The organism is Enterobacter sp. 241F3, from assembly GCF_034106785.1.
Lineage (GTDB): Bacteria > Pseudomonadota > Gammaproteobacteria > Enterobacterales > Enterobacteriaceae > Enterobacter > Enterobacter vonholyi.
On record NZ_JAWNDD010000002.1, the window covers coordinates 263,521 to 287,936 of the forward strand.

General features: G+C 53.6%; 23 protein-coding genes and 2 pseudogenes. 15 read left to right on the forward strand and 10 right to left on the reverse strand.

All coding sequences use genetic code 11. The features are described 5' to 3' along the window. Positions 1 to 24: 24 nt before the first annotated feature. The 5 genes from UR504_RS08490 to UR504_RS08510 all read right to left on the reverse strand — a co-directional run bounded on the left by UR504_RS08490 (position 25) and on the right by UR504_RS08510 (position 5,786). Complete coding sequence (locus UR504_RS08490; protein WP_302236319.1) at positions 25 to 1,440, reverse strand: sugar porter family MFS transporter; 1,416 nt, start codon at positions 1,438 to 1,440, stop codon at positions 25 to 27. A 311-nt stretch (positions 1,441 to 1,751) separates the two neighbouring features. After that, on the reverse strand, positions 1,752 to 2,513 hold the full coding sequence (gene kduD / locus UR504_RS08495; RefSeq protein WP_111966094.1) for a 2-dehydro-3-deoxy-D-gluconate 5-dehydrogenase KduD: 762 nt from the start codon (positions 2,511 to 2,513) through the stop codon (positions 1,752 to 1,754). A 63-nt stretch (positions 2,514 to 2,576) separates the two neighbouring features. Next, positions 2,577 to 3,413 carry a 5-dehydro-4-deoxy-D-glucuronate isomerase gene (gene kduI, locus UR504_RS08500; RefSeq protein ID WP_115876212.1) on the reverse strand — a complete coding sequence of 279 codons (837 nt, stop codon included), beginning with the start codon at positions 3,411 to 3,413 and terminating at the stop codon, positions 2,577 to 2,579. 234 nt (positions 3,414 to 3,647) lie between these two features. Beyond that, entirely contained in the window at positions 3,648 to 4,826 is a 1,179-nt protein-coding gene (locus tag UR504_RS08505) for an acetyl-CoA C-acetyltransferase (RefSeq protein WP_302236315.1), read from the reverse strand. Between the two features lie 93 nt (positions 4,827 to 4,919). After that, positions 4,920 to 5,786 (reverse strand): LysR family transcriptional regulator, encoded by an 867-nt coding sequence (locus tag UR504_RS08510; RefSeq protein ID WP_274240698.1) that lies wholly within the window; start codon positions 5,784 to 5,786, stop codon positions 4,920 to 4,922. A 105-nt stretch (positions 5,787 to 5,891) separates the two neighbouring features. Between UR504_RS08510 and UR504_RS08515 the strand changes: the two genes are divergently transcribed. Then, complete coding sequence (locus UR504_RS08515; RefSeq protein ID WP_115876214.1) at positions 5,892 to 6,353, forward strand: multidrug/biocide efflux PACE transporter; 462 nt, start codon at positions 5,892 to 5,894, stop codon at positions 6,351 to 6,353. A gap of 119 nt (positions 6,354 to 6,472) precedes the next feature. Further along, positions 6,473 to 7,702, forward strand: a complete 1,230-nt coding sequence (locus UR504_RS08520; RefSeq protein ID WP_136195109.1) for an amino acid permease — start codon at positions 6,473 to 6,475, stop codon at positions 7,700 to 7,702. 38 nt (positions 7,703 to 7,740) lie between these two features. Here the strand turns inward: UR504_RS08520 and UR504_RS08525 are convergent, their stop codons facing one another. Continuing rightward, complete coding sequence (locus tag UR504_RS08525; protein ID WP_302236307.1) at positions 7,741 to 8,211, reverse strand: Lrp/AsnC family transcriptional regulator; 471 nt, start codon at positions 8,209 to 8,211, stop codon at positions 7,741 to 7,743. A 115-nt stretch (positions 8,212 to 8,326) separates the two neighbouring features. Here UR504_RS08525 and UR504_RS08530 point away from each other — a divergent pair, with 115 nt between their 5' ends. Continuing rightward, entirely contained in the window at positions 8,327 to 8,938 is a 612-nt protein-coding gene (locus UR504_RS08530; RefSeq protein WP_133295096.1) for a LysE family translocator, read from the forward strand. Positions 8,939 to 8,965: 27 nt separating this feature from the next. Here UR504_RS08530 and UR504_RS08535 read toward each other — a convergent pair whose 3' ends face one another. Both UR504_RS08535 and yjdI read right to left on the reverse strand, forming a co-directional pair. Further along, a complete protein-coding gene (locus tag UR504_RS08535) occupies positions 8,966 to 9,238 on the reverse strand; it encodes a GNAT family N-acetyltransferase (protein WP_302236304.1) in 273 nt (90 codons plus the stop codon). 10 nt (positions 9,239 to 9,248) lie between these two features. Further along, on the reverse strand, positions 9,249 to 9,479 hold the full coding sequence (gene yjdI, locus UR504_RS08540; RefSeq protein WP_008499689.1) for a 4Fe-4S mono-cluster protein YjdI: 231 nt from the start codon (positions 9,477 to 9,479) through the stop codon (positions 9,249 to 9,251). Positions 9,480 to 9,655: 176 nt separating this feature from the next. Here yjdI and UR504_RS08545 point away from each other — a divergent pair, with 176 nt between their 5' ends. The 5 genes from UR504_RS08545 to UR504_RS08565 all read left to right on the forward strand — a co-directional run bounded on the left by UR504_RS08545 (position 9,656) and on the right by UR504_RS08565 (position 16,145). Beyond that, positions 9,656 to 11,296: a sensor histidine kinase gene (locus UR504_RS08545; RefSeq protein ID WP_302236301.1), complete on the forward strand. Its 1,641-nt coding sequence runs from the start codon at positions 9,656 to 9,658 to the stop codon at positions 11,294 to 11,296. Then, positions 11,280 to 11,975 (forward strand): response regulator, encoded by a 696-nt coding sequence (locus UR504_RS08550; RefSeq protein ID WP_032638033.1) that lies wholly within the window; start codon positions 11,280 to 11,282, stop codon positions 11,973 to 11,975. Before UR504_RS08545 ends, UR504_RS08550 begins: the two co-directional genes overlap by 17 nt. Positions 11,976 to 12,143: 168 nt before the next feature. Beyond that, a complete protein-coding gene (locus UR504_RS08555; RefSeq protein ID WP_271369248.1) occupies positions 12,144 to 13,232 on the forward strand; it encodes an ABC transporter substrate-binding protein in 1,089 nt (362 codons plus the stop codon). Positions 13,233 to 13,312: 80 nt separating this feature from the next. Beyond that, complete coding sequence (locus tag UR504_RS08560) at positions 13,313 to 15,082, forward strand: ABC transporter permease (RefSeq protein WP_274240710.1); 1,770 nt, start codon at positions 13,313 to 13,315, stop codon at positions 15,080 to 15,082. Next, on the forward strand, positions 15,075 to 16,145 hold the full coding sequence (locus UR504_RS08565; protein WP_023326018.1) for an ABC transporter ATP-binding protein: 1,071 nt from the start codon (positions 15,075 to 15,077) through the stop codon (positions 16,143 to 16,145). Before UR504_RS08560 ends, UR504_RS08565 begins: the two co-directional genes overlap by 8 nt. Before the next feature lie 210 nt (positions 16,146 to 16,355). Here UR504_RS08565 and UR504_RS08570 read toward each other — a convergent pair whose 3' ends face one another. Both UR504_RS08570 and UR504_RS08575 read right to left on the reverse strand, forming a co-directional pair. Next, on the reverse strand, positions 16,356 to 16,808 hold the full coding sequence (locus UR504_RS08570) for a hypothetical protein (RefSeq protein ID WP_302236290.1): 453 nt from the start codon (positions 16,806 to 16,808) through the stop codon (positions 16,356 to 16,358). Further along, a complete protein-coding gene (locus tag UR504_RS08575) occupies positions 16,808 to 18,661 on the reverse strand; it encodes a VENN motif pre-toxin domain-containing protein (protein ID WP_244599393.1) in 1,854 nt (617 codons plus the stop codon). Before UR504_RS08575 ends, UR504_RS08570 begins: the two co-directional genes overlap by 1 nt. Before the next feature lie 1,198 nt (positions 18,662 to 19,859). Between UR504_RS08575 and UR504_RS08580 the strand changes: the two genes are divergently transcribed. From UR504_RS08580 to UR504_RS08610, 7 genes and pseudogenes are all read left to right on the forward strand, one after another. Beyond that, positions 19,860 to 20,126: a hypothetical protein gene (locus UR504_RS08580; protein ID WP_061354404.1), complete on the forward strand. Its 267-nt coding sequence runs from the start codon at positions 19,860 to 19,862 to the stop codon at positions 20,124 to 20,126. 167 nt (positions 20,127 to 20,293) lie between these two features. Continuing rightward, positions 20,294 to 20,650, forward strand: coding sequence for a hypothetical protein (locus tag UR504_RS08585; RefSeq protein ID WP_320739609.1), 357 nt, complete (start codon positions 20,294 to 20,296; stop codon positions 20,648 to 20,650). Positions 20,651 to 20,822: 172 nt separating this feature from the next. After that, a pseudogene (locus UR504_RS08590) lies at positions 20,823 to 21,971 on the forward strand (IS3 family transposase). A gap of 20 nt (positions 21,972 to 21,991) precedes the next feature. Further along, a pseudogene (locus tag UR504_RS08595) lies at positions 21,992 to 22,315 on the forward strand (tyrosine-type recombinase/integrase); the annotation flags it as partial. Beyond that, on the forward strand, positions 22,309 to 22,485 hold the full coding sequence (locus tag UR504_RS08600; RefSeq protein WP_274240722.1) for a hypothetical protein: 177 nt from the start codon (positions 22,309 to 22,311) through the stop codon (positions 22,483 to 22,485). The pseudogene UR504_RS08595 and the gene UR504_RS08600, both read left to right, overlap by 7 nt. A 150-nt stretch (positions 22,486 to 22,635) precedes the next feature. Further along, positions 22,636 to 23,097: a hypothetical protein gene (locus UR504_RS08605; protein WP_181899770.1), complete on the forward strand. Its 462-nt coding sequence runs from the start codon at positions 22,636 to 22,638 to the stop codon at positions 23,095 to 23,097. 10 nt (positions 23,098 to 23,107) lie between these two features. Next, positions 23,108 to 24,235 carry a PAAR domain-containing protein gene (locus UR504_RS08610; protein ID WP_115876223.1) on the forward strand — a complete coding sequence of 376 codons (1,128 nt, stop codon included), beginning with the start codon at positions 23,108 to 23,110 and terminating at the stop codon, positions 24,233 to 24,235. Positions 24,236 to 24,416: the final 181 nt, after the last annotated feature.

The window sequence follows — 24,416 nt, forward strand, 5'->3', positions numbered from 1 at the left end:
GGGCCAGGTAAACGGGCAATACGATCACACGCCGATGTTTCGCAGTTTCTCTCCGGCCATCAGCTTGCGCTCGATGTGTTCCAGCGTCACACCTTTGGTTTCCGGGATCAGCCAGAACGTGACGCCAATAAACGCCACGTTCAGCACCGTATAGAGCCAGAACGTTCCCGCTGCGCCAATCGCGTCCAGCAGCGTCAGGAACGTCGCGCCGATGATCATGTTCGATACCCAGTTGGTGGTCGTGGAACAGGTGATGCCAAAGTCGCGGCATTTGAGCGGCTGAATTTCGGAGCACAGGATCCAGACCACCGGCGCGGCGCTCATCGCGTACCCTGCGATACACATCATGGTCATCCCGACAGAAAGCCAGGAAAGCCCGCTTGAGGCCGTACCGTTATCAAACTGCATCAGGCAGTAGCCCAGGATCAGCGTGCCGAGCGCCATCACGCTGAAGCCAATTTTCAGCGCAGGTTTACGGCCCGCCTTGTCCACGGTGAACACGGCAATAAAGGTGGCGAACATGAAGGTCAGCCCGACCACCAGGGTCGCGATCATCTGCTGTTCCGTGGTGGTAAACCCGGCCATTTTGAAAATCCGCGGCGCGTAGTACATGATGATGTTCATGCCGGTGAACTGCTGCATCGCCTGCAGCAGCATGCCGAGGAAGACCGCCCGGCGCACGTTGCGGTTGATTCTAAACAGCGCCCAGCCTCCCTGCTTCAGCTTCAGGCTTTCGCGGATCTCGTTCAGCTCTTCGCGAGCTTTTTCTGAGGTATCGCGCAGCATGCGCAGCACCTCTTCCGCCTCCACGTGGCGCCCTTTTTGCGCCAGCCAGCGCGGGCTGTTTGGCAGGAAAATCACCAGGACGATCAGCACCAGCGCCGGTAAGGCCAGCACGCCCAGCATCGCGCGCCAGTTGCCGCTGTAGCTGAAGTAGGTGTCAGACAGGAACGCCAGCACAATACCCAGCGTGACCATCAGCTGATACATGCTGATCATCTTGCCGCGCACGTTTTCGCTCGCCATTTCGGAGAGATAAAGCGGCGCGGTGTAGGACGCAATCCCCACCGCCACGCCCAGCAGCACGCGGGAAAGCAGCAGGATTTCAACGTTAGCGGCAAACGCCGAGCCAATGGAGCCGGCAACGAACAGAATTGCCCCGACCATCAGGCTGTATTTGCGCCCCAGACGGAACGACAGCCAGCCGTTAAACAGCGCCCCAATGGCCGCGCCGAGCATCATGCTGCTCACCACCCACTCCTGCAGGCGACTGCTCAGGGTAAAGTGATCGGTAATAAACGGTAATGCGCCGGCAATAACGCCGATATCCAGTCCAAATAACAGGCCCGCCACGGCGGCGGCAATGGAGACAAACTGGTTCATGCGGCGAGTATCACGCAGCGCAGCGGGCATTAGGGTAGAGTCATTTATCGATGTCATATTTTTCCTGCCTCAACAGCAAAATTCGTTAAATGAAATTACGAGAAAGCGAGGAAAAGTGTCAGGTGGGAAAAGGTGAAGATATGGATTATTTCGCTGCGACATGCCGTTCTGTGATGGACATTACAATTTCAACTAACGCTTAATAATCACGTTATTTTACTAATGCATTAATTTTTCAGAATTAAAAGTGTGATGAATGTCGTTCATGATTTTTTAGTATGGATTTTTCGTGTTTACCCATATGGACTTTGACAATTTTTGAGCAAAAAAACCTCCGCCCGAAAGCAGAGGTCCAGACCCGATGCGGGTTATCGCGCCAGCCAGCCGCCATCAACCGCCACGGTGTAGCCGTTGATATAGTCCGATGCCGACGAGGCCAGAAACACTACCGGCCCCATCAGATCGCCCGGCAGACCCCAGCGCCCCGCCGGAATACGGTCAAGTATTTCCGCGCTGCGCTGCTCGTCTGCGCGCAGCTGCTGCGTGTTGTTGGTCGCCATGTAACCCGGCGCAATGGCATTCACATTGATATTATGTTTCGCCCACTCGTTTGCCAGCAGGCGGGTCACGCCCATCACGGCGCTTTTGGACGCGGTGTAAGACGGCACGCGGATTCCCCCCTGGAACGAGAGCATAGAGGCAATATTCACGATCTTGCCGCCGTTCCCCTGCGCAATAAAATGCTTCGCCGCCGCCTGGGACATGAAAAATACGCTCTTGATGTTCAGGTCCATCACGTCGTCCCAGTCGCGTTCGCTGAAGTTGATCGCATCTTCACGGCGAATCAGCCCGGCGTTGTTGACCAGAATGTCGATATGGCCGAATTCCGCTACCGCGCGATCCAGCAGTTCAGGAATGGTATCGATTTTACGCAGGTCGGCGGTCAGGCTCAGGAAACGGCGTCCCAGAGCCGTCACGCGCTCGATGGTTTCTGTAGGCTCAACGATATTAATCCCGACGATATCGCAGCCCGCTTCCGCCAGGCCTAACGCCATCCCCTGACCCAGCCCGGTATCACATCCGGAAACCACCGCCACTTTCCCCTGCAGGGAGAATGCATCCAGAATCATGTTTATTCCTTACTCTTTCAGAGCCTGTCACTCACAGGCAGGTTTATGCTTCACTGCCCGCGACTAGCGCAGATCGCTGACCGCAACATGGTCCATATCATCAAAGACCTGGTTTTCGCCCACCATTCCCCAGATAAAGGTGTAGGCTTTTGTCCCAACGCCGGAGTGAATAGACCAGCTCGGTGAAATCACCGCCTGCTCGTTGTGCATCACGATATGGCGCGTTTCCTGCGGCTGTCCCATCATGTGGAACACGCAGGCGTCCTCATCCATGTTGAAGTAGAAGTAGACTTCCATGCGGCGCTCGTGGGTATGGCACGGCATGGTATTCCACAGGTTGCCCGGCGCAAGTTCGGTCAACCCCATGCTGAGCTGGCAGGTCTCCAGCACGTCCGGCACGAAGTACTTATTGATGGTGCGGCGGTTGCTGGTGAGGTTGTCGCCCAGCGTCACGGGCGCGACGTCTGCCGGGGTCACCTTTTTGGTTGGACAGGTGGCGTGGGCCGGCGCGCAGTTGTAGTAGAACTTCGCAGGCCTGCTGGCGTCGATGCTGGCAAAGACCACGTCTTTCGCCCCTTTACCCACGTACAGCGCCTCGCGATGGCCAATCTCATAGCACTGTCCGTCTACGGTGATGGTGCCCGGCCCGCCGATGTTAATCACACCCAGCTCGCGACGTTCGAGGAAATAATTTACGCCCAGCTGTTTACCGACCTCGCCGCCAACGGAGACGGTTTTCGTGACGGGCATAATTCCGCCCACAATAATGCGGTCGATATGGCTGTAAACCATGGTGTACCTGTCGGCCTCGAATACCTGCTCGACTAAAAACGCATTGCGCAGCCCCTGAGTATCCAGCGTTTTGGCGTGCGCGCTGTGGATGCTTTCTCTGACGTCCACGGTAACCTCCAGATGTGGTCATGCCCGAAGGCGGAAATAAACGAAACAGCGTTCCGTTTTTTCATAATGAGCACATACTATCGGCATAAAGTGGGCTTTTCAATGAAATTTAAAACAACGTTTCATTTTAATTTTTGTTTATAACGGAAATGGTGTTCGGATCACAATTAAGCCGCCAGGAGAAAAAGGGCGCGAAAAAAAACCTCCCGGAGGAGGTTTTTTAATAAGAAGAGTTTAGCGTTCGATGGCCAGCGCCACCCCTTGCCCGCCGCCTATACAAAGCGTGGCAATCCCTTTGCGGGCATTGCGCTTTTTCATTTCGTGGACCAGCGAAACCAGGATCCGGCAGCCGGACGCCCCGATAGGATGACCCAGCGCGATCGCCCCACCGTTAACGTTGACCCGCAGCGGATCCCACTCAAGCATTTTTCCGACGGAGATCGCCTGCGCGGCATAAGCTTCGTTCACTTCGATCAGATCCACATCCGAAAGCTGCCACCCCGCACGCTCCAGGCAGCGGCGGGTCGCGTAGACCGGTGCGATCCCCATTAACGCAGGATCAACCCCCACGCTCGCGAACGCCTTAATGCGGGCCAGGACGGGGAGATCGAGCTCAAGAGCTTTGCTTTCGCTCATCATCATAACGGCGGCAGCGCCGTCGTTAATGGAAGAGGCATTTCCTGCCGTCACTGAGCCCTGCATTTCAAACGCGGGGTTCAGCCTGGCCAGGCCTTCAGCGCTGGCGTCAGTGCGCGGCTGTTCATCGGTATCTACGACGACATGCTCGCCGCTCTGACGCTGCGCGCTGACCGGGACAATTTCGTCGCGAAAACGACCGGAATCAATCGCCGCACGCGCTTTTTGCTGCGAGCTCAGCGCATAGGCATCCTGCACCTCACGGCTGATACCGTACTCGCGCGCCAGATTTTCCGCCGTCACGCCCATATGGTAGTCATTGAAGGCATCCCACAGGCCGTCATGCACCAGGCTGTCGAGCAGCTGACTGTTGCCCAGCTGTGCGCCGGTGCGGCTGTCGGTCAACACGTGCGGCGCGCGGCTCATATTCTCCTGCCCGCCCGCGATGATCACGTCCGCCTCACCACACTGAATGGCCTGCGTCGCGAGATGCAGCGCTTTTAATCCTGAACCACAGACGTCGTTGATGGTGATGGCAGAGACGGTATTGGGCAGCCCACCCTTCAGCGCCGCCTGACGCGCAGGGTTTTGCCCGGCACCGGCCGTGAGGACCTGTCCCAGAATCACCTCGTCAACTTCATGTGCTGCGATCCCGCTACGTTCCACCAGCGCTTTCACCACCACGCTCCCCAGGTCAACCGCCGAGTGACGCGCGAGCGCTCCCTGAAAACAGCCGATAGCTGTACGCAACGCACCCACTATTACGACATCTTTCATCACGACCTCTGTGTTAAATAACATGACGATAGTAGAGGATTGTTACTGGCAATTATCTTAATTGTTTAAAAATAGTGAGTTTAATCACAAGGATCAGCGTGCATCCTGCAGATACTGCCGCAGCCAGCTTCCGGCAACACCGGGAGGGGATCGTTTATTCCACAGCAGATCGATGCCGATCGCCCGCGGCCAGCCGGGAACATTGAGCTGTACCAGGGATTTCGCGGCGGCAAACTCATCCACCAGCGCGCACGGCAAGACGCACCAGCCAAATCCCTGTACCGCCATACTCAAGAGTAACAGGTAATTCGGGGCTGACCAGACAGGCCCGCGCGCGATCTCCGCCTCGCGCTCAAGATAGGTGCTCAGCCGCAGCTCTCGCCAGCCGTGCAGCTCGTCACGCTGAACGTCATGTTGTCCGGCGAGCGGATGCGTGGTCGCGACATAGATCGCCATGCGGGTCTGCATCGGCAGCCGGATAGCGCCGATATCCGTAGGATAACCGTCTCGCGCCTCGGTGAGGCCAATCTGCGCGCGCTCCTTTTGCAGGAGATCGATCACGTCCTCCTCCTCGCCAATCAGACATTCGAATTCCGTATGGGGAAAGCGCGCGTCAAACTGTTTCATCATCTCTTCCAGCACGTCCGGGTTGAGGGTATCGGAAAGGACAAACGTCAGACGCGCCTCCGTTTGCGCCGATAGCGACACCGCCAGCTCATCCAGCCGCGTGCTGGCGGCGAGAATCGCCTGCACGTAGCCCAGCACCTGTTCCCCCTGGGCCGTCAACACCGGCTGGCGCGCAGAGCGGTCAAACAGCTCGAAGCCCAGATCGGCTTCAAGATTGGCAATGGACGTGCTGATCGTCGACTGGCTTTTACGCAGCCGGCGTGCGGCCGCAGAGAAAGAGCCAGCCGCAACGGTCTCAACAAACGCGGTAAGGGCTTCGGGTGAATAGCGCATAACCTATCTACTTTAGCGATGGATACTATCTTTAATATATCAGCTTTAGCGATGAAAATAGGCCACATCAACGCCCATACCGGCGAATTAACGAGGTCTATCGCTATGCAACATCAGGATGCACTCCAACGTAAACTGCCGGAGCGGATCTTTCATGCTGTCTGTTTTGAAGGGATTGCGACGGCGATCCTCGCCCCTACCGCGGCGTGGCTTATGCAGCGTTCCGTGGTGGAAATGGGCGGGTTGACCATTGTTCTGGCGACCACCGCCATGCTGTGGAACATTATTTATAACTTCGGCTTCGACCGCTTCTGGCCCGTTCAGCGGGTCAAACGTACGGCAAAAGTGCGTGCGCTGCATGCGCTTGGGTTTGAATGCGGGTTTATTGTGATTGGCGTGTCGATTGTCGCCGCCGTGCTGGGCGTTACCCTGCTGCAGGCATTCACACTGGAAATAGGTTTCTTCCTGTTCTTCCTGCCGTACACCATGTTCTATAACTGGGCGTACGATTGCCTTCGCGAGAAATTTCTTAAGCGTCGCCAGCAACGGCGCGCCCTGGCAGGCTAAACACCTTCTGGCCGGACGCCCGCTCCGGCCATTCACCTTCAAAGCAACTGCGCTCTCGGTGCATAACTATGGTAAATTGCACTCCATTCCGATGGTTTGATAGTTGAAACGTTGCTCTAATGTCGAAAATTTGGTCAAAAGATGAGACTCTCTGGAGTTTCGCTCTCTACGGCACGGCCGTGGGCGCAGGAACGCTGTTCCTGCCCATTCAGCTGGGCTCCGCAGGCGCAATTGTCCTGTTTATTACCGCCCTCGTGGCCTACCCCTTAACCTACTGGCCGCACAGAGCGCTGGCGCAATTTATTCTGTCGTCGAAAACGAAAGGCAACGAGGGGATCACCGGCGCCGTCTCGCACTATTACGGCAGGAAGATTGGCAACCTGATTACCACGCTCTATTTCATCGCCTTCTTTGTGGTGGTGCAGATTTATGCAGTGGCCATCACCAACTCGCTCACGGAGCAGCTGGCGAAACACCTGACGGTTGATACCGCCGTTCGCGTGCTGGTCAGCCTGGGCGTGGTGCTGGTCCTGAATCTGATCTTCCTGATGGGACGGCATATCACGATAAAAGTGATGGGCTTCCTGGTGTTTCCGCTGATTGCCTATTTCCTGTTTGTCTCGCTCTATCTGATCGGCAGCTGGCAGCCCTCGCTGCTGACCAGCCAGATGGCCGTCGATCGCCACACGCTGCACCAGGTCTGGATTTCGATTCCGGTGATGGTATTTGCGTTCAGCCATACCCCGATTATCTCCACGTTTGCCGTTGACCGTCGCGAGAAGTTTGCCGATGGCGCCATGGATAAATGTAAGAAGATCATGAAGGTGGCGTACCTGATTATCTGCCTGAGCGTGCTGTTCTTTGTCTTCAGCTGCCTGCTCTCTATTCCGCCGTCGTACATTGTGGCCGCCAAAGAGGAAGGGGTGACGATCCTGTCCGCGCTGTCGATGATGCCTTCATCACCGGCATGGCTGGGCATCTCCGGGATTGTCGTGGCGATAATTGCGATGTCGAAATCGTTCCTCGGTACCTATTTTGGGGTGATTGAAGGGGCGACAGAGATCGTGAAGTCGTCGCTCAGTCAGGTGGGGGTGAAAAAGAGCCGCGCCTTTAACCGCGCGATTTCCATTATGGGGGTGTCGTTAATCACCTTTGCCGTCTGCTGCATTAACCCGAACGCCATTTCGATGATTTACGCCATCAGCGGCCCGCTTATCGCCATGATCCTGTTTATCATGCCGACGCTGTCGACGTATCTAATCCCCTCCCTGAAACCGTACCGTTCCATTGGCAACCTGCTGACGCTAATCGTCGGAGTGCTGTGCGTGTCGGTGATGTTTGTCGGCTAACCCCCCTTTGATGCCCGGCGTACTGCCGGGCATGCCTCTCAGTCTCGCCCAGCTAATTCCAGCGGAAAAGGCCTGTCCTGCACCACCGTTTTCATGACAAGCGTTGAGCGAAGATGCTGCACGCCGGGCATGGCGGAGAGCTTCTCGTCGTAGAGCTTCTGGAAAGCGGAGAGGTCGCGGGTCACGACGTGCATCAGGTAATCGGGATCGCCAAACAGACGCTGGGCCAGCACGATCTGCGGGATCTCCTCCACCGCCGCTTCAAACGCGCTAACCGCCTTTCGGTCCCCCTCCTTTAGCGTCGCAAAGACGATTGCCAGGAAGTTAAACCCCATTTTGGCGGGGTCGAGGCTGGCACGGTATCCCGTTATCGCCCCGCTTTGCTCCAGCGCCCGCACGCGACGATGGCACGGCGATAGGCTCAGATTCACACGCTCAGCCAGCTCGGTAAGCGACAGGCGTCCATCAGACTGGAGCGCCGCAAGAATTTTTCGATCGATGCTGTCCATTTGGAAGATTTTCTCAATTTCACCGTGTTATGAGCATAACATTGAAAGCCTATTTCGCAGAGTTAGCGATATTCTTTTTCTCAACGTTTGACGCACTGCGGGAGTCTTCAGGACGATGGAAATGAGTATTGTGGCCGGCTTTTGGGTGGTTTCTTTTCTGCTTATCATGACGCCGGGCGCCGACTGGGCCTACGCCATTAGCGCCGGGATTAACGGGCGACGCGTGGTACCGGCGGTGATGGGGCTGATGTCCGGACATCTGTTAGCCACTCTGATTGTGGTGGCTGGCGTGGGGGTCGTGATTGCTCAACATCCGCTGGCGTTGACCGGGCTGACCGTGGCTGGCGCTCTGTATCTCATGTGGCTTGGCATAATGTTGCTGCGTCACCCTGCCGCACCGGAAAAGGCCACCCACCACGCGGGAAGCTGGAGACAGTGGGCGGTGAAAGGACTCTGCATTAGCGGCCTAAACCCAAAAGTGTTTTTGCTGTTCCTGGCGCTGCTTCCGCAGTTTACGGACCCGACCGGAAGCTGGTCGATAGCGATGCAGATGTCCGCGCTTGGTATGATGCACCTTATCACCTGTACGCTGGTCTATCTGCTGGTGGGGTATGGTTCGAAAGCGGTACTGGCGACCCGACCACAGGCGGCGCGTCTGGTAAGCATGGCATCAGGAGGGATCATGGTGCTGATCGCGATGGTATTGCTTTTTGAGCAGGTGAGATAAAAAAACACCGGCCATCGCCGGTGTTATTTACGCCCGAATATCGTCATATTCCCGCGTTTTATCAAACTCATGTTTCGCGAACGGGCACAGCGGAATAATTTTGCGGTTCTCACCGCGCATCTTCTCCACCACTTTCGCTACCAGCTGTTTACCGACGCCCTGCCCTTTCAGGCTCTCATCCACATCTGTGTGCTCGATAATGCTCAGGTGATCGCCGGTTGGCACGAAGACAATCTCCGCGACCTGGTTACCGTTCGCATCATTCACGTAAAACTTGTTATGGCCTTCCAGAATTTCCATGGTTCCTCGCTTATTTTTGGCGATACTTCAGCGCACCGCTCGGGCAGGTATCAATCACGCGGACAACCGTTTCAACGTCCACTTCATCGGGAATAATCCACGGCTTACGTTTGAGATTAAACAGCTTTGCGCTGCCACGCACGCAGTTACCGGAGTGTTTGCAGATCCCGGTGTTGAAGTAAACGTCAATTTTCTCGCCGGTATAGGCCCGGTAACCCGCATCCAGTAGCTCTTTATCCATGACATTGCCTCTGTAATTATTATCGTGCTGAATGAAGAATAGCCTGACGGGATCCTGCTGGCTATAACGCCGAAAACGAAAAGCCAGGTCACAACTCTTTTCTTGCCAGATTGCGTCCGCTATTTGCCCATGTCAGGCTCGGCAAATGTCACTTTTACATAACATCCGCAGGTTGAATGAAACGCAGACTCTCTTTTCAGGTAAAGCTGTTTTTAGCGCTGGTGTGCTTCTCCTGCCTGCTGTTAGTTCTGCTGGGAACGATCCTGTTCCATTTTATTGACCGACAGCTCCATCACGATCTCGGCCAGCGCGCCCGGGTTCAGGCCAGCCAGATCGCGCTGATGCCGGGTCTGGCGGCCATGGTCGCGGCCAGAGATATCCCCGGTATCGCCCAGTTAATTCAGCCGCTGCGCGCCCAAAGCGATGCCAGCTATATTGTGATTGGCGATACGCAGGAGCAGCACCTCTATCATTCGGAATCCCCGGAGCGTATTAATTTACCGATGATCGGCGGGGATAACGCGGAGGTATTAAAGGGCAAAACTATTATTTCCGTGCGTCAGGGCGGTATTGGGGTTTCACTGCGTAGCAAAGCGCCAATCTTTAACGCGCAGCATCAGGTGATCGGTATTGTCTCGGTCGGCTATCTGACCTCCTATATTGCCAATATTAATGCCCGTATTCTCTGGCAGTCCGGGCTGTACGGCGCGGCTCTTCTGCTGCTGCTGTTTATGTTCTCCTGGCTGTTTACCCGCAATCTCAAAAAACAGATGTTCCGACTGGAGCCGAAAGATATCGCTCAGCTGGTTTTGCAGCAGCGCGCGCTATTAGAAGCCATGTATGAGGGGGTATTTGCCGTCAATGAAGAGAAGCAGCTGATTTTAATTAACCGCGCCGCACGAGAAATGCTGGATATTCGGCAAAGTGAGAAAGACCTTATCGGTAAACCGCTGGAAGACGTTCTGCAGACGTCGCCGGGCTTTTTATCCCAGCGCTACGCCTCGGTCAGCGCTGGCAGCCACGACCAGATTGCGGTGCTGAACCAGCGCGAGGTGATCGTCAACCGCGTGGCGATTGAGGTCGAACCGGGCGTTGAAAGCGGCTGGGTCTACAGCTTTCGCGACAAAAATGACATCAACACCCTCAGCAGCCAGCTCAGTCAGATCAAGCGCTATGCGGATAACCTGCGCATTATGCGCCACGAGCAGCTGAACTGGACCGCCACGCTGGTGGGCTTGCTGCAGATGAAACACTATGACGAGGCGATTCGCTACATTCAGGTGCAGTCCGAAGGTGCGCAGCGGGTGCTGGACTTTGTCTCCGCCCGTTTTTCCTCTCCCGCGCTGTGTGGTCTGCTGTTAGGAAAATACGTCAGCGCGCGCGAAAAAGGCATCGAGCTGCTGTTTGATCCCGCCTGCCAGCTCACCCGCATGCCCGCCACGCTCAACGAAACGGAGCTGATGTCGGTTATTGGAAATCTGCTGGACAACGCGGTGGACGCAACCCTTAAAGCACCGGTCCCCGCACCGGTAGAGCTTTACATTTCAGACCGTAACCAGGAGCTGCTGATCGAGGTGGCCGACAGAGGCTGCGGGGTGGAGGATGCGATGAAGCCGCATATTTTCCGCCAGGGATTCAGCAGCAAGCCGGACAGCGAAAACGACATTGTGGGCACCGAGCACGGTATTGGCCTGTATCTGGTGGCAGGATATATCGACAAGGCTGGCGGCACTATTGAGATTGCCGACAACACGCCACAAGGAACTATTTTTTCTGTGTTTATTCCGAATGGGCAAAAGCATGACCCGAGCACTTGATGTTGTGATCGTTGAAGATGAGCCGCACCTGGCGGAGCTGCATCGCGAGTATATCGAGCAAAATTTTCATTTGCGCGTGGTGGGCATCGCCGCGTCGATTGAGCAGGCATGCCGCCTGATTCGTCAGCATCAGCCGCGGCTTATCCTGCTGGACAACTATCTCCCGGACGGTAAAGGCGTGGAGCTCATCGATAATCCGCTGCTGAAAAGCTATGAGTGCTCGGTGATCTTCATCACTGCCGCCAGCGATATGCAGACCTGCAGCCACGCCATGCGCAGCGGCGCGTTTGACTACCTCATCAAGCCCGTCTTTTTCCAGCGCCTGCACGCCTCGCTGGAGCGTTTTATGCGCTTCATCCACACCGTGCAGCAGGTGAAGGTGGTCGACCAGCATGCGCTGGATCGCCTGTTTCATCTGCCTGCCGCGGAAGCCTCCGTTACGCCGTCCACAAAGGGCATTGAACCCCAGACGCTGGAGCGGATTAAACGCCTGTTCGCCGAGCATCCCGACAGCGCGATGTCGGTTGAAGAGGTGGTGGAAAACGTAGGGATCAGCAAAACCACGGGGCGCCGCTACCTTGAATACTGCGTGGAGAGCGGGTTAATCAGCGTCGAAATGCTGTATGGCAATATTGGTCATCCTCGCCGGTTATACCGCAAAGCCCCCGATAAACCGTAATCCAGAACCGTTCGTAAGCTAACGTTCGCGGATTTTATGGTGTTAATTGCTGAAACGACGGCGACAATCACACTTCGGAATCATTGCCCTCGCCTCCCTATTGTCGGAGGCGCGCTTTACGCTATGTTGACAATTAGTTCCTCAAATGTAACTAAAAGGTTAACTATAATGTCGAACACGTTCCGAATTTCTCTGCTTACCGCTACCGTACTGTTCTCTGCTTCTGCACTGTCTGCCCTGCCGCAGGGTTATCCTGCTGAGTATCAAAAAGTGGTTGATGCCGCCACGAAAGAGGGCAAGGTTGTTATTTACTCCACCACCGACATCAAAGCTGCCGGACCGCTGATCCAGGGCTTCGAAAAAACCTATCCAGGCATTAAAGTCGAATACAACGACATGAACAGCACCGAGCTGTACAACCGTTTCATCAGCGAACAGGCCTCCGGCGGCGTGAGCGGCGACGTGGTCTGGAGCTCCTCGATGGACACCGGCCTGAAGCTCGCCACCGACTACGCCATGGAGTATAAATCGCCGGAGCAAAGCCAGCTGCCGAAATGGGCGGTCTGGAAGGATAAGGCATACGGCACTACCTATGAGCCGGTGGTCTTTATCTACAACAAGCGTCTGATCCCGGCCGGCGACGTGCCGGACTCTCACGCCGCACTGGCGAAGCTGATTGCCAGCCAGACGGACAAATTCAAGAACAAAGTCACCACCTACGACATCGAAAAATCGGGTCTGGGCTTTATGCTTTCGGTGCAGGATCACAACGCCGATCCTAACTACTTCAAGACCCTGGCCGACGTCGCCAAAGGAGGCCTGTCGGTGCAGTCGTCTACCGGCACCATGATGGAGCGCGTCTCCTCCGGTGAAAACCTGATCGGCTTCAACATCCTCGGTTCCTACGCGGAAGCGCGCGCGAAGAACGATCCGTCGCTCGGCATTGCCTATCCAAAAGATTACACCCTGGTGCTGTCGCGCGTATCGTTCATCAGCCAGCAATCGCAAAACAGCAACGCCGCGAAGCTGTGGCTGGACTACGTGCTGTCTGAACAAGGGCAAAACATTCTGGCCAGTCAGGCGGACATCCCCTCCATTCGTAACGATATCGAAGGCAAGAATGATATCGACGGCCTGACCAAAATCCTCGGCAACGCGTTGAAGCCAATTCCGGTTGATGAAACGCTGCTGGAATACCTGCAGCCGAAAAAACGCCTGGAGTACATCAAAGAGTGGCGTACCGCCGCCGGTAAATAAGCGTCTGAGCGCGGCGCAGGCCGCCGCGCTCCCTTATCGACTGAGTTCGTTTTTCTGGGCTGCAACACCAGGGATACCCCATGAATACACTACGCAGAAAGTGGCAAAGCCTGCCGCGAGGCATCGTCGTGCTGATAACCGCCCTGGTTATCTACACGCCGCTGTCGTTTATCGTGATACAGAGCTTCCTGTCCGCCCCGTTCTTTTCGCCGTCAAAAGAGTGGAGCTTTGAATCATTTGAATTTATTTTCACCGACCCTGATTTTTATAAGGCCCTGAAAAGCGGCTTTATTCTTGCTTTCGGGCTGGTCTTTATCTCCATTCCGCTGGGTGGCGTGCTGGCGTTTCTGATGGTACGCACCGACCTGCCCGGTCGCCGGTTGATTGAGCCGCTGATCCTGGTCCCGATTTTCGTTTCACCGATGGTGCTGGGCTTTGGCTACGTGGTGGCTGCCGGTCCGGTAGGCTTTCTCTCCCAGTGGGCTCAGGCGCTGATTGGCTTTGTGCCGTGGAATATCTACGACATGTCGAGCATTGTGGTCATCGCCGGCCTGACGCACGTCCCGCACGCCTATCTGTATATCTCGTCAGCGCTGCGCAGCGTGGGCTCCGATGTGGAAGAAGCCGCGCGCACAGCGGGCGCGTCGCCCTGGCAGGTGATGACCTCCGTCAGCCTGCCGATGGTGCGCCCGTCCATTCTGTACGCCACCGTGCTGCTGTTCTTCCTCGGGCTGGAAGTGTTCGGCCTGATGCTGGTCCTCGGCGACCCGGAAGGCAATATGGTGCTGGCGACCTATCTCTATAAGCTGACGAACAAGATGGGCACCCCATCCTATAACCTGATGGCGGCGGTTGCCGTGGTGCTGATCTGCATCACCATCCCGCTGGTGATGCTCCAGCGTCGCCTGATGCGCACCGCCAACCGCTTCGTCACCATGAAGGGCAAGGCCTCGCAGGCCCGCGCGCTGCCGCTGGGTAAATGGCGCTGGGTGGCTGGCGCGGTGATTGCCTTCTGGCTCACCGTCACCATCGGCGTTCCGCTGCTCGGCGTGGTATTGCGCGCGTTTATCTCCAACTGGGGCGTGGGCGTTTCGCTGTGGGACGAGCTTTCTCTGAACACCTTCCGCACCATCTGGGCGCAGCCCAACCTGCTGCGCGCCATCGTCAACTCCATGGCGATTGGCGTGATTGGCGGCGCGCTGGCCGTGGTGTGCTACCTGTTTGTCGGCATTGCCATGCACCGTAAGCCGGACAACACCACGCGTTTCCTGGACTATAGCGTGCTGGTGCCGCGCGCCGTGCCTGGCCTGCTGGCGGGTCTGGCATTCCTGTGGGTGTTCCTGTTCCTGCCGATGTGGCTGGATAACTCGCTGAAATCCGGCTGGCTTTCCGGGTTTTCCTGGACCGACTGGATGCGTGAAAACGTCATCGTCTGGCTTCGTTCGCTGCGCAGCACCATTTTCAGCGTCTGGCTGGCCTATACCGTGGTGTGGATGGCTTACGGGCTGAGGCTTATCTCTTCCACGCTGCTGCAGGTAGGGCCGGAGCTTGAAGAGGCGGCGCGCAGTACCGGGGCGACGCGCGGGCAGATCACCCGCCACGTCACCATACCGCTCTCCCGCTACGGTCTGATCGGTTCGTGGCTGCTGATGTTCCTGATCTTTGAGCGCGAATATTCAACGGGTGTGTACCTGCTTTCACCCGGCACGGAAACCATCGGATCGATGCTGGTTTCCCTCTGGGCCGCGGGTGCCATTGATATCGTGGCGGCGCTCTCTTTCATTAACATCCTGCTGGTCGTGGTAGGTCTGGGCATTGCCCTTCGTTTCGGAGTGAAAATACATGATTGAATTAGCGGTTGACGATTTGCACTTAACCTACGGCGACAATCCTGTTTTAAAAGGTGTCTCCATGAACCTGAAGCGCGGCGAAGTGGTCTCCCTGTTAGGCCCCTCCGGCAGCGGCAAAACCACCCTGCTCCGCGCCGTCGCGGGTCTGGAAAAACCGACCCAGGGGTCGATTGTGATTGGCAACAATAAAGTTTACGACGGCACGCCGCGCAGCGAGGTCCCGGCGGAAGAGCGTAACCTGGGGCTGGTATTCCAGTCCTATGCTCTGTGGCCGCACAAAACCGTGTTTGAGAACGTGGCCTATCCGCTCAAGCTGCGCAAAGTCCCGGCCAAAGAGATCCAGCAGCGCGTGCAGGACGTGCTGGACCAGCTTGGCCTGGGCCATCTTGGCAAACGTCACCCGCACCAGCTCTCCGGTGGGCAGCAGCAGCGCGTGGCGATCGGCCGTGCGCTGGTGTACAACCCGCCAGTAATTTTGCTGGACGAGCCGCTTTCCAACCTCGACGCCAAGCTGCGCGAAGAGGCCCGCGTGTTCCTGCGCGAGCTGATTATCAAGCTCGGGCTATCGGCACTGATGGTGACGCACGACCAGAACGAAGCGATGTCCATATCCGACCGCATCCTGCTGCTCAACAACGGCAAAATTGAGCAACAGGGCACGCCGCAGGAGATGTACGGCTCGCCGAAAACGCTGTTTACCGCCGAGTTTATGGGCAGCAACAACCGCCTGCACGGCAAGGTCACCGAAGTGCGCGACGGCAGAGCGCGTATCGAAGGGAAAGGCTGGGTGCTGTGGGGTCAGGCCGGTGAAGGGGTGCAGAGCGGTGATGAAGCCACGGCGGTGATCCGCGTCGAGCGCGTGGCGGTAGTCGAGGGGCCAGGGGAAAATCAGCTTGAGCTGCCGCTGCTCACCAGCATGTATCTCGGCGACCGCTGGGAATACCTGTTCCGCACGGTGGGAGATGATTTTGTCATTCGTGCGTATGGGCATGAGGTTCGGGATCCGCAGCACTGCCATCTTTCGCTGCCTGAGAAGCATGTTTGGGTGTTTCCGAAAGGGTGATGAGTCAATAATTAATCTGCCATGGCCCGGTAGCGATTCGCTTACCGGGTCTACAAAACAAAGAAATGCGCAGATGCCAGGATAGATGGCGCTAGCCATTATTGTTAAGGCATTCTGACTAAAATAGCCACCTGACACTTTTTTCCGTCCGTACGTATAACGGTTTAAGACTCCATATCAAAATATTATTACAGAGCATATAAAGAAAATTTATGCGCCATATCCAGCATTTTTGAAAACTAATTGAACATGCTCCGTCAGTCCAACAAGATCTTCATAGGCGATTTGGCCAAAATCAGGATAATGGTTTTCAATATACTCGTTAACATCTTCCATACCTTCACTCGCTCTGAGATTTTTAACAAATGTAGGCAAAATACGATGACTAACACCAGTACCATACTCTTTCGGATGATGGGTCATACACCACTCAACTTTACCTTTATATGATTGAATTGCATCTTCCAGTAAGGTGATAACTTCTGGAACCTCTTTTTCAAAACGAAAACTGGTATAAGGAGGGCACTTAGAGCGATCAATTTTTTCAAAATGATCATTTATCCATTCATCTTCAATACGGCTCTGATAATGTAACCACTCCAGTTTTCCAAGAGAACCAATGAAGTCCAACAAGATTGTTTCTTTCTTACCTATCGGAAACATTATTTTAACCCCTGTAATTCATCAGAGATCGTAACACTTCCCTGATTTATAGATTTGATATGTTTTTCCCAATCTCCTTTAGGAATCAGTTTTAAGGACACTCTTGGATCGTAAACATACTGACCATCGGTATAAACCTGATGGAAAGCTTGTTCATGTACAATTTTTCCATTTTCATACACATTTAAGTTGTACGGAGTCGTCGGCCTTGCTTCAATAATTTTCCCGTGCCCGCCAGCTGCATCGAGAAGCTTAGGTGCGATATCTGAGCAATCCGTACAATCTGTATTGCCTATCCAGGCAATAAACTTAGGTTCGTTCATTTTTTCAATAACACTCTGATTGGCTGGATAACCGGGATTTTCAGGGCGAACATTTTCAAGGCCGGGGATCTTCTCGTTCTGATAGAAAAGATCATCCAGTGAAGGAGAATCCGGAACAGGCGTAGTTGTCGTCCAGCCATTATTGTTTGACGCTCCATCACCGTTGGTATTACCAGTATGATTTATCCCTCCGGTTGCTACACTATTATTCCCTGTGTTGGAGGGCGTATTTCCGGTTACAGTCTGGTCTCCACCAGTATTTGATGGTCCCGGGTTGATGACCTGCGTACCACCAGTACTGGTGATTGTCTTACCTGTCAGGGACTCATAGGCCGCTTTCTGAGCATCATTTAACTGACTGAGCTGGGAAGGATCATTGAGCGAGGCCACATAGATCAGATGCAACTGCTCATCTTGTGACAATGTATCCATTGCTGATGTGGATGCACCAATCCCCAGTAAAGCACCCAGACCACTGGCAACCAGGCGATCACGGCAAGCAGAAATTTTCAGACATCCCTGTGCAGCCAGTTTACCGCCCTGTATAACGACACCCAGCGAGTTATTCTCAACCTCCACCTTCGCCGTTTCTGACGCCGTCGCCGCCATGGAGACGCTGCCATCCGTCACCGCAGCGCCTGCCAGCCCACCCGCGATACTCACGAGGCTACTGACCAGCCGTTTTTCCTCTGGCGTCAGGTCACTGGATTTTTTATCTCCATACAGCGCACTGACCAGATGGTCGGTCATCGCCGAGGCCGTAATGGCTCCAATGGCACCGGCCTTCAGGCCATCCGCACTGCTCCCGCCACTCAGCTGCGTCAGCGCCGCCGCCACAATACCGTGCAGCGCGGCACGGGCTGTCGGGTCTTTCTGCTCCTTGACCAGGGTCGCCAGAAGGGGTGCCGCGCCTGCCTTTAGGTTACCGCCAAGCGCACCTGCCAGTAATCCCGCCGCTGCGCTGCCCTTCATCCAGAAGGCACTCCCCGGACCGTACTCGGTATTCTGATATCCGGGCTGCGTCTTCAGGAACGCTTCCTGCTCCTGCGGGGTATCACCCTGCAGTTTTCCTTCAGATGCCAGCTTCGCGCCCAGCGCCGCATTGGATTCCCGCGCTTTCTGCTCCGCATACTTGCCGTAAGCATCCAGCGCAGAGGTGGCCAGCGCCGCGCCTTCGCTCTGGACCGCAAGGTTATCCCTGACCTTTTGCACATCACCGCTCACGTCCACGCCGTGGTGGGCGCCAGCCGTATCACGACTCAGGTCAGCAATATCCTGTTTCTGTCCCGCCGGGTTGCGAATGACAATGCTACCGCCACTCACCGCTGATGAGGTCGTGCCGGTGTGGCTCTCTTCTGACTGGCCCGTACCGATGGCAGGAGCCAGGTTGCGGTTTTCACCGTTTCCGCTGCCGGAAAGCGCCACCGTGTAGCCGTTGCCGCTGGTCTGGCTCTCGTTGTGGAGATTACTGAAACCCAGCGTACCCGTGTCGAGGCTATTTTTATCTGCAGACGCCGTGGATGCAATCACCGCGCCGTCAAGCTGGGTATGATTTCCGGTGGTGACAGCAAAGCGCCCTTGCCTGCGAATATCCCGCTCTGTTCAACAACGCTCTTACCATTCTGGGTGATATTCTCACCCGATGCACTGACGCTACGGGCATCTGGTGAAGCGCAGGATGGATTGGTGGGTTGGCTGTTTACATTGTTGTGGGCAATGGGTACGAAACAGTGGCGGCCTGGCTCGGTGAATATCACCAGGTGATGGCAGACTTTCAGCCCGTTGTGTTAACGTCGCCGTAGTAGCCCTGTGTCTGCTGGCGAATACAAAAATGTGCTTTTATGACATTTGATGAGCTGGTAACTTCAAAGGCCTGAAACCTGAAATTGTGTGGTGAGCAGCCAAACTCATCCAAAATCCTTGAACAAGAGAACTCACTTCAAATCCTCCCGAATGCTTTCCTTTTGTTGATGAAATAGCTGTTGTGTACCCCGCTTCGCATCAACACTCCGAAAAGCAATACCTGACAATTCCAGTCAAGTACTTATAATGAACCGTTATGTTAAATAGACCAAAAAACGAACAGCGAAATGCTCTATTGTGGCAAGTTTTCCCTGTTGTGATGGCCTATGGGATGAAGTAGTCAAATGCATTGTTGGGAGTGTCGGCTGTAGGATATTTTGTGAACATTCTGGTTTTTTGCGGAGGGTCTGGGCTGGTGGTCTAGCAGATCACCAACAGTTCCGAGCCTGATTATTTTAAGCACCAGAGACGAATACTCAATCGTGTGTTTTTCTCATAGTTACCAGTAACATGAATCCACATACTCAAAATCATGTTGAAGAAATCAGCACTCGATCAAATTTTGAATTTTTTTCTTAATTATTGACATGTCTTCCAGGCCTTACGGTACGAGGACTTAGCCTTTTTTACCCTTTCACAGCTTTAACTTAACGTCAAAATAAACCCTTATGCACAAAAGAATCATCTCTAAAATATCGACTATGTGGGGCCGCTATTGATTGACCACCCCCACATGTAGTGCTGCGCCTGAATTTTAGGCGTAAAAAAACCGGATTCATTTGCATGAACCCGGCTTACAAAGCATGACCAATACGAGTCGCCAAACTCGTACGAATCTTAGCCTTGCCTTCATTTTTCACGGCTTGATTGTGCCAGGCAAAGAGGATCATGTAAACCATAAAATGACGCTCATAAGGAGCATTGCATGACTATTTGTAAACAATCACACCGTTACAATACTCTTTTCATCAGCTTACCTCACGATCAAGGTGGTGAAGGTCGCCATAAATGTTGCGGCTGCGCTTACGATCAGGGTTACCGTGCAGGCTTGGCTCGCACAGGGCAAGTTTGGGTAGACTTAGCCGCCTTACCTGATAGCCAAGCGGGAACCGTTCGTCACAAAAGTCCTCAAGCAGCGTTCGCTGATGGTTATCGTGATGGTGTGCGTGAATCTTACCGTCACGCTGGTTAATGTTGACGAAGGGGCTTCATGCCCCTTCCTTTTTACGGAATAGACCGTCCCAAGTTTTTGTAAGATTGACTTTTTCGGTTTGAGATCTCCCCCATTCATAACGCCTTATTTGCTCTTATCCATTCCCTCTGTAAAATGTTACTTTTGTTAACATCCTAAGGCCTCCCATGAAAAAAGCTTTCATAATCGCGCTTTCGTTATTCTCCTTACCTGTACTCGCAGAAGAAGATCAGGGGCCTGGAAAATATATTTGTGACATTCGCATATCCAGCCAAGGCACAGCTACCAAAATTCTGTCGAGAGCCTCGACTGTTCTTGATAATGAAAATAACTTCATCGTCCAAATGCCCAATGGTGATCAGTTGTATTCCCCTGAACTGGAAAACACTGATGATGGATTAAAACAAAAAGCCGAAAAAGGTGGCGTGACCTTCATTCGCCGTCCAACCTTTGGCGATAGGTTCATTGTGGAAGATGCAAATACAGGGTTCTTCTATAAGATGCGCAACTGTGAGAAGAAATGAGGTAAGTCAGAGAATGAAAAAAATAGTATTGGCTGTACTGTGTCTTCTCCCTATTCTCGCTTTTGCTAACGGATATAAAGTCGTAACGAAAGATGATGGCAGGTCTTTGTGAATCGCCACGGGTTTAACAGACACCTCAGAGCCATTTAAGATGACTTAAAGAGAAATGCCCATGAGCGGTAAGCGTTATCCTGAAGAGTTTAAAATTGAAGCAGTCAAACAGGTTGTTGATCTTGGTCATTTTGTTTCCAGCGTTGCAACACGTCTTGATATCACCACCCACAGCCTTTACGCCTGGATAAAGAAGTACGGTCCGGATTCTTCCATTAATAAAGAACAGTCAGATGCTCAGGCCGAGGTCCGCCGTCTCCAGAAAGAGCTGAAGCGGATTAAGGACGAACGGGACATATTAAAAAAAGCCGCGACGTACTTCGCAAAGCAGTCCGACTGAGGTATGCCTTTATCCGCGACAACAGCCGTTGCGGGCCTGTTCGTTTGCCCTGTCGGGTTCTGAATGTCCATCCGAGTGGTTTTATTTCTGGCTTCAGCAGCCACATTCACAGCGTCACCAGACAGACCAGATGCTGACCGGGCAGATCAAACAGTCCTCGCTTGAGTCTGGCTGCGTCTATGGTTATCGCAAGATCCATCTCGATCTTCGTGATATCGGACAGCAGTGTGGAGTGAACCAGGTCCGGCGACTGATGAAGCGTGCCGAAATAAAAGCTCAGGTTGGGTACCATAGCCCACACGCGCACGTAAAGACGAAGCCAGCATCGTGACACCCAACAGGCTCCAGCGGCAGTTCAATCCGGCCTCACCGGATGAACGTTGGGCGACGGACGTAACCTACATCCGAACCCACGAAGGCTGGCTGTATCTGGCCGTGGAGGTTGACCTGTTCTCCCGAAAAGTTATCGGCTGGTCAATGCAACCCCGCATGACAAAAGAGATTGTTCTGAACGCATTACTTATGGCGGAGTGGAGGCGTAATCCTCAAGAGCAGGTACTGGTTCACTTTGATCAGGGCAGTCAGTACACGAGCCATGAGTGGCAGTCGTTCCTGAAATCACACGGTCTGGAAGGCAGCATGAGTCGTCGCGGTAACTGCCACGACAACGCGGTTGCGGAAAGCTTTTTCCAGCTACTGAAACGCGAACGGATTAAGAAAAGGCTCTACGGAACGAGAGACGAAGCCAGAAGCGATATTTTTGATTACATCGAAATGTTTTATAACAGTAAGCGTCGGCATGGTTCGAGCGAGCAGATGCCACCGGCTGAATATGAAAACCTATATTATCAACGGCTCAGAAGTGTCTAGATTATCCGTGGCGATTCACACAACGCAAGGCAGAGCAAGCCGATATACCAGTGAAGACGGATTTCATCTTTAGCAAGGGCGATCTCCGTAGCAAAGGCAACGCCGTAACCCGTAACACGGTATTCACTGAATTTGGGAAGATGGGACGTAGAGCCGGATTCTCTAACGTGGGCTGCCATACGCCGCGAAAAAGTCGGGGGCGAATCCTATTCGAAAATGGAGTGGCTATTGAAACTATCGCCCATTTCCTGGGACAGACAGATCCGCGCTCAACCATGTATTACATCGGGTACGGTCAGGACGTGCAGGACGATTTAACAGAGGAGTTTTCTTTAGAATGGTGATCGATATGAAACACTTGATTGTGCTGATAGTGGCGCTATTACCAGCCCTGGCGAATGCCGGACAGATAACCCTGATTCTCAGTGATGAAGAGGAGACAGGCAACGCGAAGATTTGCGTATACAGTAACGCCAATTATACGGAGATAGTGACGATCAGACCGTCGCAGTAATGCCGCTACACAATGACCTTTGAGGAGGAGTAACCCCCTTTACTGGTTGCTACGAAACATAATTTCGCTTAAGTCTAACACTTGTTGCTCATGTGGTCATTGCTTGTAAAATAGCCACTGAAATTATTTCCATAGCAAGTAGAGGGACTTATGAAGCAATACACCAATGAACTCACCGCCGAAATGCTGGCAGCATTTGACCAGTCACCATTCACAGCTGAACAGCTCGCGGAAATGAACGAAGAAGCCCGTAATCTGATCGCTGAAAGAAACGCCTACAACCTCGCTCACCCAGTTACAGCCGCTTATCTGATTGCTACAGAGGGTAGCTTAACCCGCAACGGGGGAGCGGTTATTAGTGAATACAACGGGCAGCAGATCGAAATTGAAGACGGAACACGCCTAAATGTATCTCTTGTGGGTGATGAAGTTCGTTATCCAGATGGAACCACCGCGAAAATCAGCACTGAAGTAGGCTATACCTCTGGTAACTCCGCCGCTCTTGTCGGTAGCTTACTCGACAACGGCGACGAAATTATCAGTAGCCCACAGAATGCCGGAAGAAGAGTAGTCCGAGCAGGGGAATCGTTGCCAGAAAACTTTCTGAAATAAGGTGGTCACTATGGCATCGGTTAACAGGGGTTGCACGGTTCACGGTAAGAACGTTGGTCTGCACGGAGATAAAACCTCTACAGGCGCACAATGTATTGCCGCCCGCCCCGGTATGTCTGTTATGGGCTTGTGGAAACTCTACATCGGCGATAAGACCACTCCTTGCCCGAAATGCGGGAAAGTGGGGGTAATTGTGAGCGGAGATCCTCGCTGCTCCAATAGCGCCGCAGTCGCCGTGGATGGTGCGGAAATCCTCTGCGGTTGTCCACAGGGTACTAATTTTCTTATCGCGCCTGGCACAGTTGAGGTTAATATCCCTTCCTGGGCTATAGCGCCTGGAGAGCCAGTGCAGCACGCACAGGTAGCGAAGAAGCAAAACAGCTTTGCTGGCACCTGCAAGCCAGAAGATAACCAGCTATTGAACGGCGTTTACATCTGGACAGAAATCACCGATGCAGGACACGCTTTCGTTTCGGTGCATGAAAATAACTCGATCTACGTTTACACCTACGGGCGCTTTGGTCGAAGAGGACCAGCTAACTTTACAGGCGATGGAATACTTAACTTCTTTACCGGTGACGATGCTCGTAGCTACTACCGTGAAGAACTTTACAAAGTTAATGCTCGGGTATTCAAAATTGATGATGCATCCATAGTGGAGACACGTTCATTGTTTGAAAACCTTTGGAACTCAGGAGCAAAGCCAATCCCTACTGAGAAAATGGGTGAAAGAACCAAACGCAGGGGAAGAGTAATTGACGTCTATGATCTTACTGGTAGCAACTGTACAACTCACACTGTTCAGGTAATTCGTAAATCTGGCTCAAACATTTTCGAAACAAGCTACACATCGACTACAACGCAATTACCGATTGAAGGCGTGGAAGATTTTGCAGTGCCTTTATCTCTGCAAAATTATCTTATGCGCAAGAGCAGCAGCCTAAACTCAATGCAAGTAACTGAAGTTACCAATGAATTTAAAGAGCAGTATCCAAACATAGATAATTACACTCTTGGTGAAGAAAATGCTATGGAGAAAAACCTTGCTGCGGGAGCCTCTACATTAGGTTCGGCTTCTGGTTATTCTGGCGGTACGGTTGGTGGATTCTTGGGTGGTTCATATGACCTTGACGAGTAGAACAAAATGTTTCATCCGATGGGGGAGCATAATCACGATCTCTTTCCTCTACATAGCATCCATTTTGGTCAATGTATTAGATTATGGGATAACGAGAAAATACACTGACATACTCAATGAAAAAACGATCACTATTGAAGCCTGTAATGCTGTGGTGGCTGATTTTGAACAGTATTACGAC

Coding starts and splice junctions, on each gene's coding strand:
- UR504_RS08535 (WP_302236304.1), bottom strand. CDS start 9,238: ATGGAAATTCTGGAAGGCCATAACAAGTTTTACGTGAATGATGCGAAC.
- UR504_RS08570 (WP_302236290.1), bottom strand. CDS start 16,808: ATGTTTCCGATAGGTAAGAAAGAAACAATCTTGTTGGACTTCATTGGT.
- UR504_RS08600 (WP_274240722.1), top strand. CDS start 22,309: ATGGTGATCGATATGAAACACTTGATTGTGCTGATAGTGGCGCTATTA.
- UR504_RS08555 (WP_271369248.1), top strand. CDS start 12,144: ATGTCGAACACGTTCCGAATTTCTCTGCTTACCGCTACCGTACTGTTC.
- UR504_RS08520 (WP_136195109.1), top strand. CDS start 6,473: ATGTCGAAAATTTGGTCAAAAGATGAGACTCTCTGGAGTTTCGCTCTC.
- UR504_RS08560 (WP_274240710.1), top strand. CDS start 13,313: ATGAATACACTACGCAGAAAGTGGCAAAGCCTGCCGCGAGGCATCGTC.
- UR504_RS08585 (WP_320739609.1), top strand. CDS start 20,294: ATGAAAAAAGCTTTCATAATCGCGCTTTCGTTATTCTCCTTACCTGTA.
- UR504_RS08510 (WP_274240698.1), bottom strand. CDS start 5,786: ATGCGCTATTCACCCGAAGCCCTTACCGCGTTTGTTGAGACCGTTGCG.
- UR504_RS08545 (WP_302236301.1), top strand. CDS start 9,656: ATGAAACGCAGACTCTCTTTTCAGGTAAAGCTGTTTTTAGCGCTGGTG.
- yjdI (WP_008499689.1), bottom strand. CDS start 9,479: ATGGATAAAGAGCTACTGGATGCGGGTTACCGGGCCTATACCGGCGAG.
- UR504_RS08610 (WP_115876223.1), top strand. CDS start 23,108: ATGGCATCGGTTAACAGGGGTTGCACGGTTCACGGTAAGAACGTTGGT.
- UR504_RS08505 (WP_302236315.1), bottom strand. CDS start 4,826: ATGAAAGATGTCGTAATAGTGGGTGCGTTGCGTACAGCTATCGGCTGT.
- UR504_RS08580 (WP_061354404.1), top strand. CDS start 19,860: ATGACTATTTGTAAACAATCACACCGTTACAATACTCTTTTCATCAGC.
- UR504_RS08490 (WP_302236319.1), bottom strand. CDS start 1,440: ATGACATCGATAAATGACTCTACCCTAATGCCCGCTGCGCTGCGTGAT.
- UR504_RS08565 (WP_023326018.1), top strand. CDS start 15,075: ATGATTGAATTAGCGGTTGACGATTTGCACTTAACCTACGGCGACAAT.
- UR504_RS08525 (WP_302236307.1), bottom strand. CDS start 8,211: ATGGACAGCATCGATCGAAAAATTCTTGCGGCGCTCCAGTCTGATGGA.
- UR504_RS08550 (WP_032638033.1), top strand. CDS start 11,280: ATGACCCGAGCACTTGATGTTGTGATCGTTGAAGATGAGCCGCACCTG.
- kduD (WP_111966094.1), bottom strand. CDS start 2,513: ATGATTCTGGATGCATTCTCCCTGCAGGGGAAAGTGGCGGTGGTTTCC.
- UR504_RS08515 (WP_115876214.1), top strand. CDS start 5,892: ATGCAACATCAGGATGCACTCCAACGTAAACTGCCGGAGCGGATCTTT.
- UR504_RS08530 (WP_133295096.1), top strand. CDS start 8,327: ATGGAAATGAGTATTGTGGCCGGCTTTTGGGTGGTTTCTTTTCTGCTT.
- UR504_RS08605 (WP_181899770.1), top strand. CDS start 22,636: ATGAAGCAATACACCAATGAACTCACCGCCGAAATGCTGGCAGCATTT.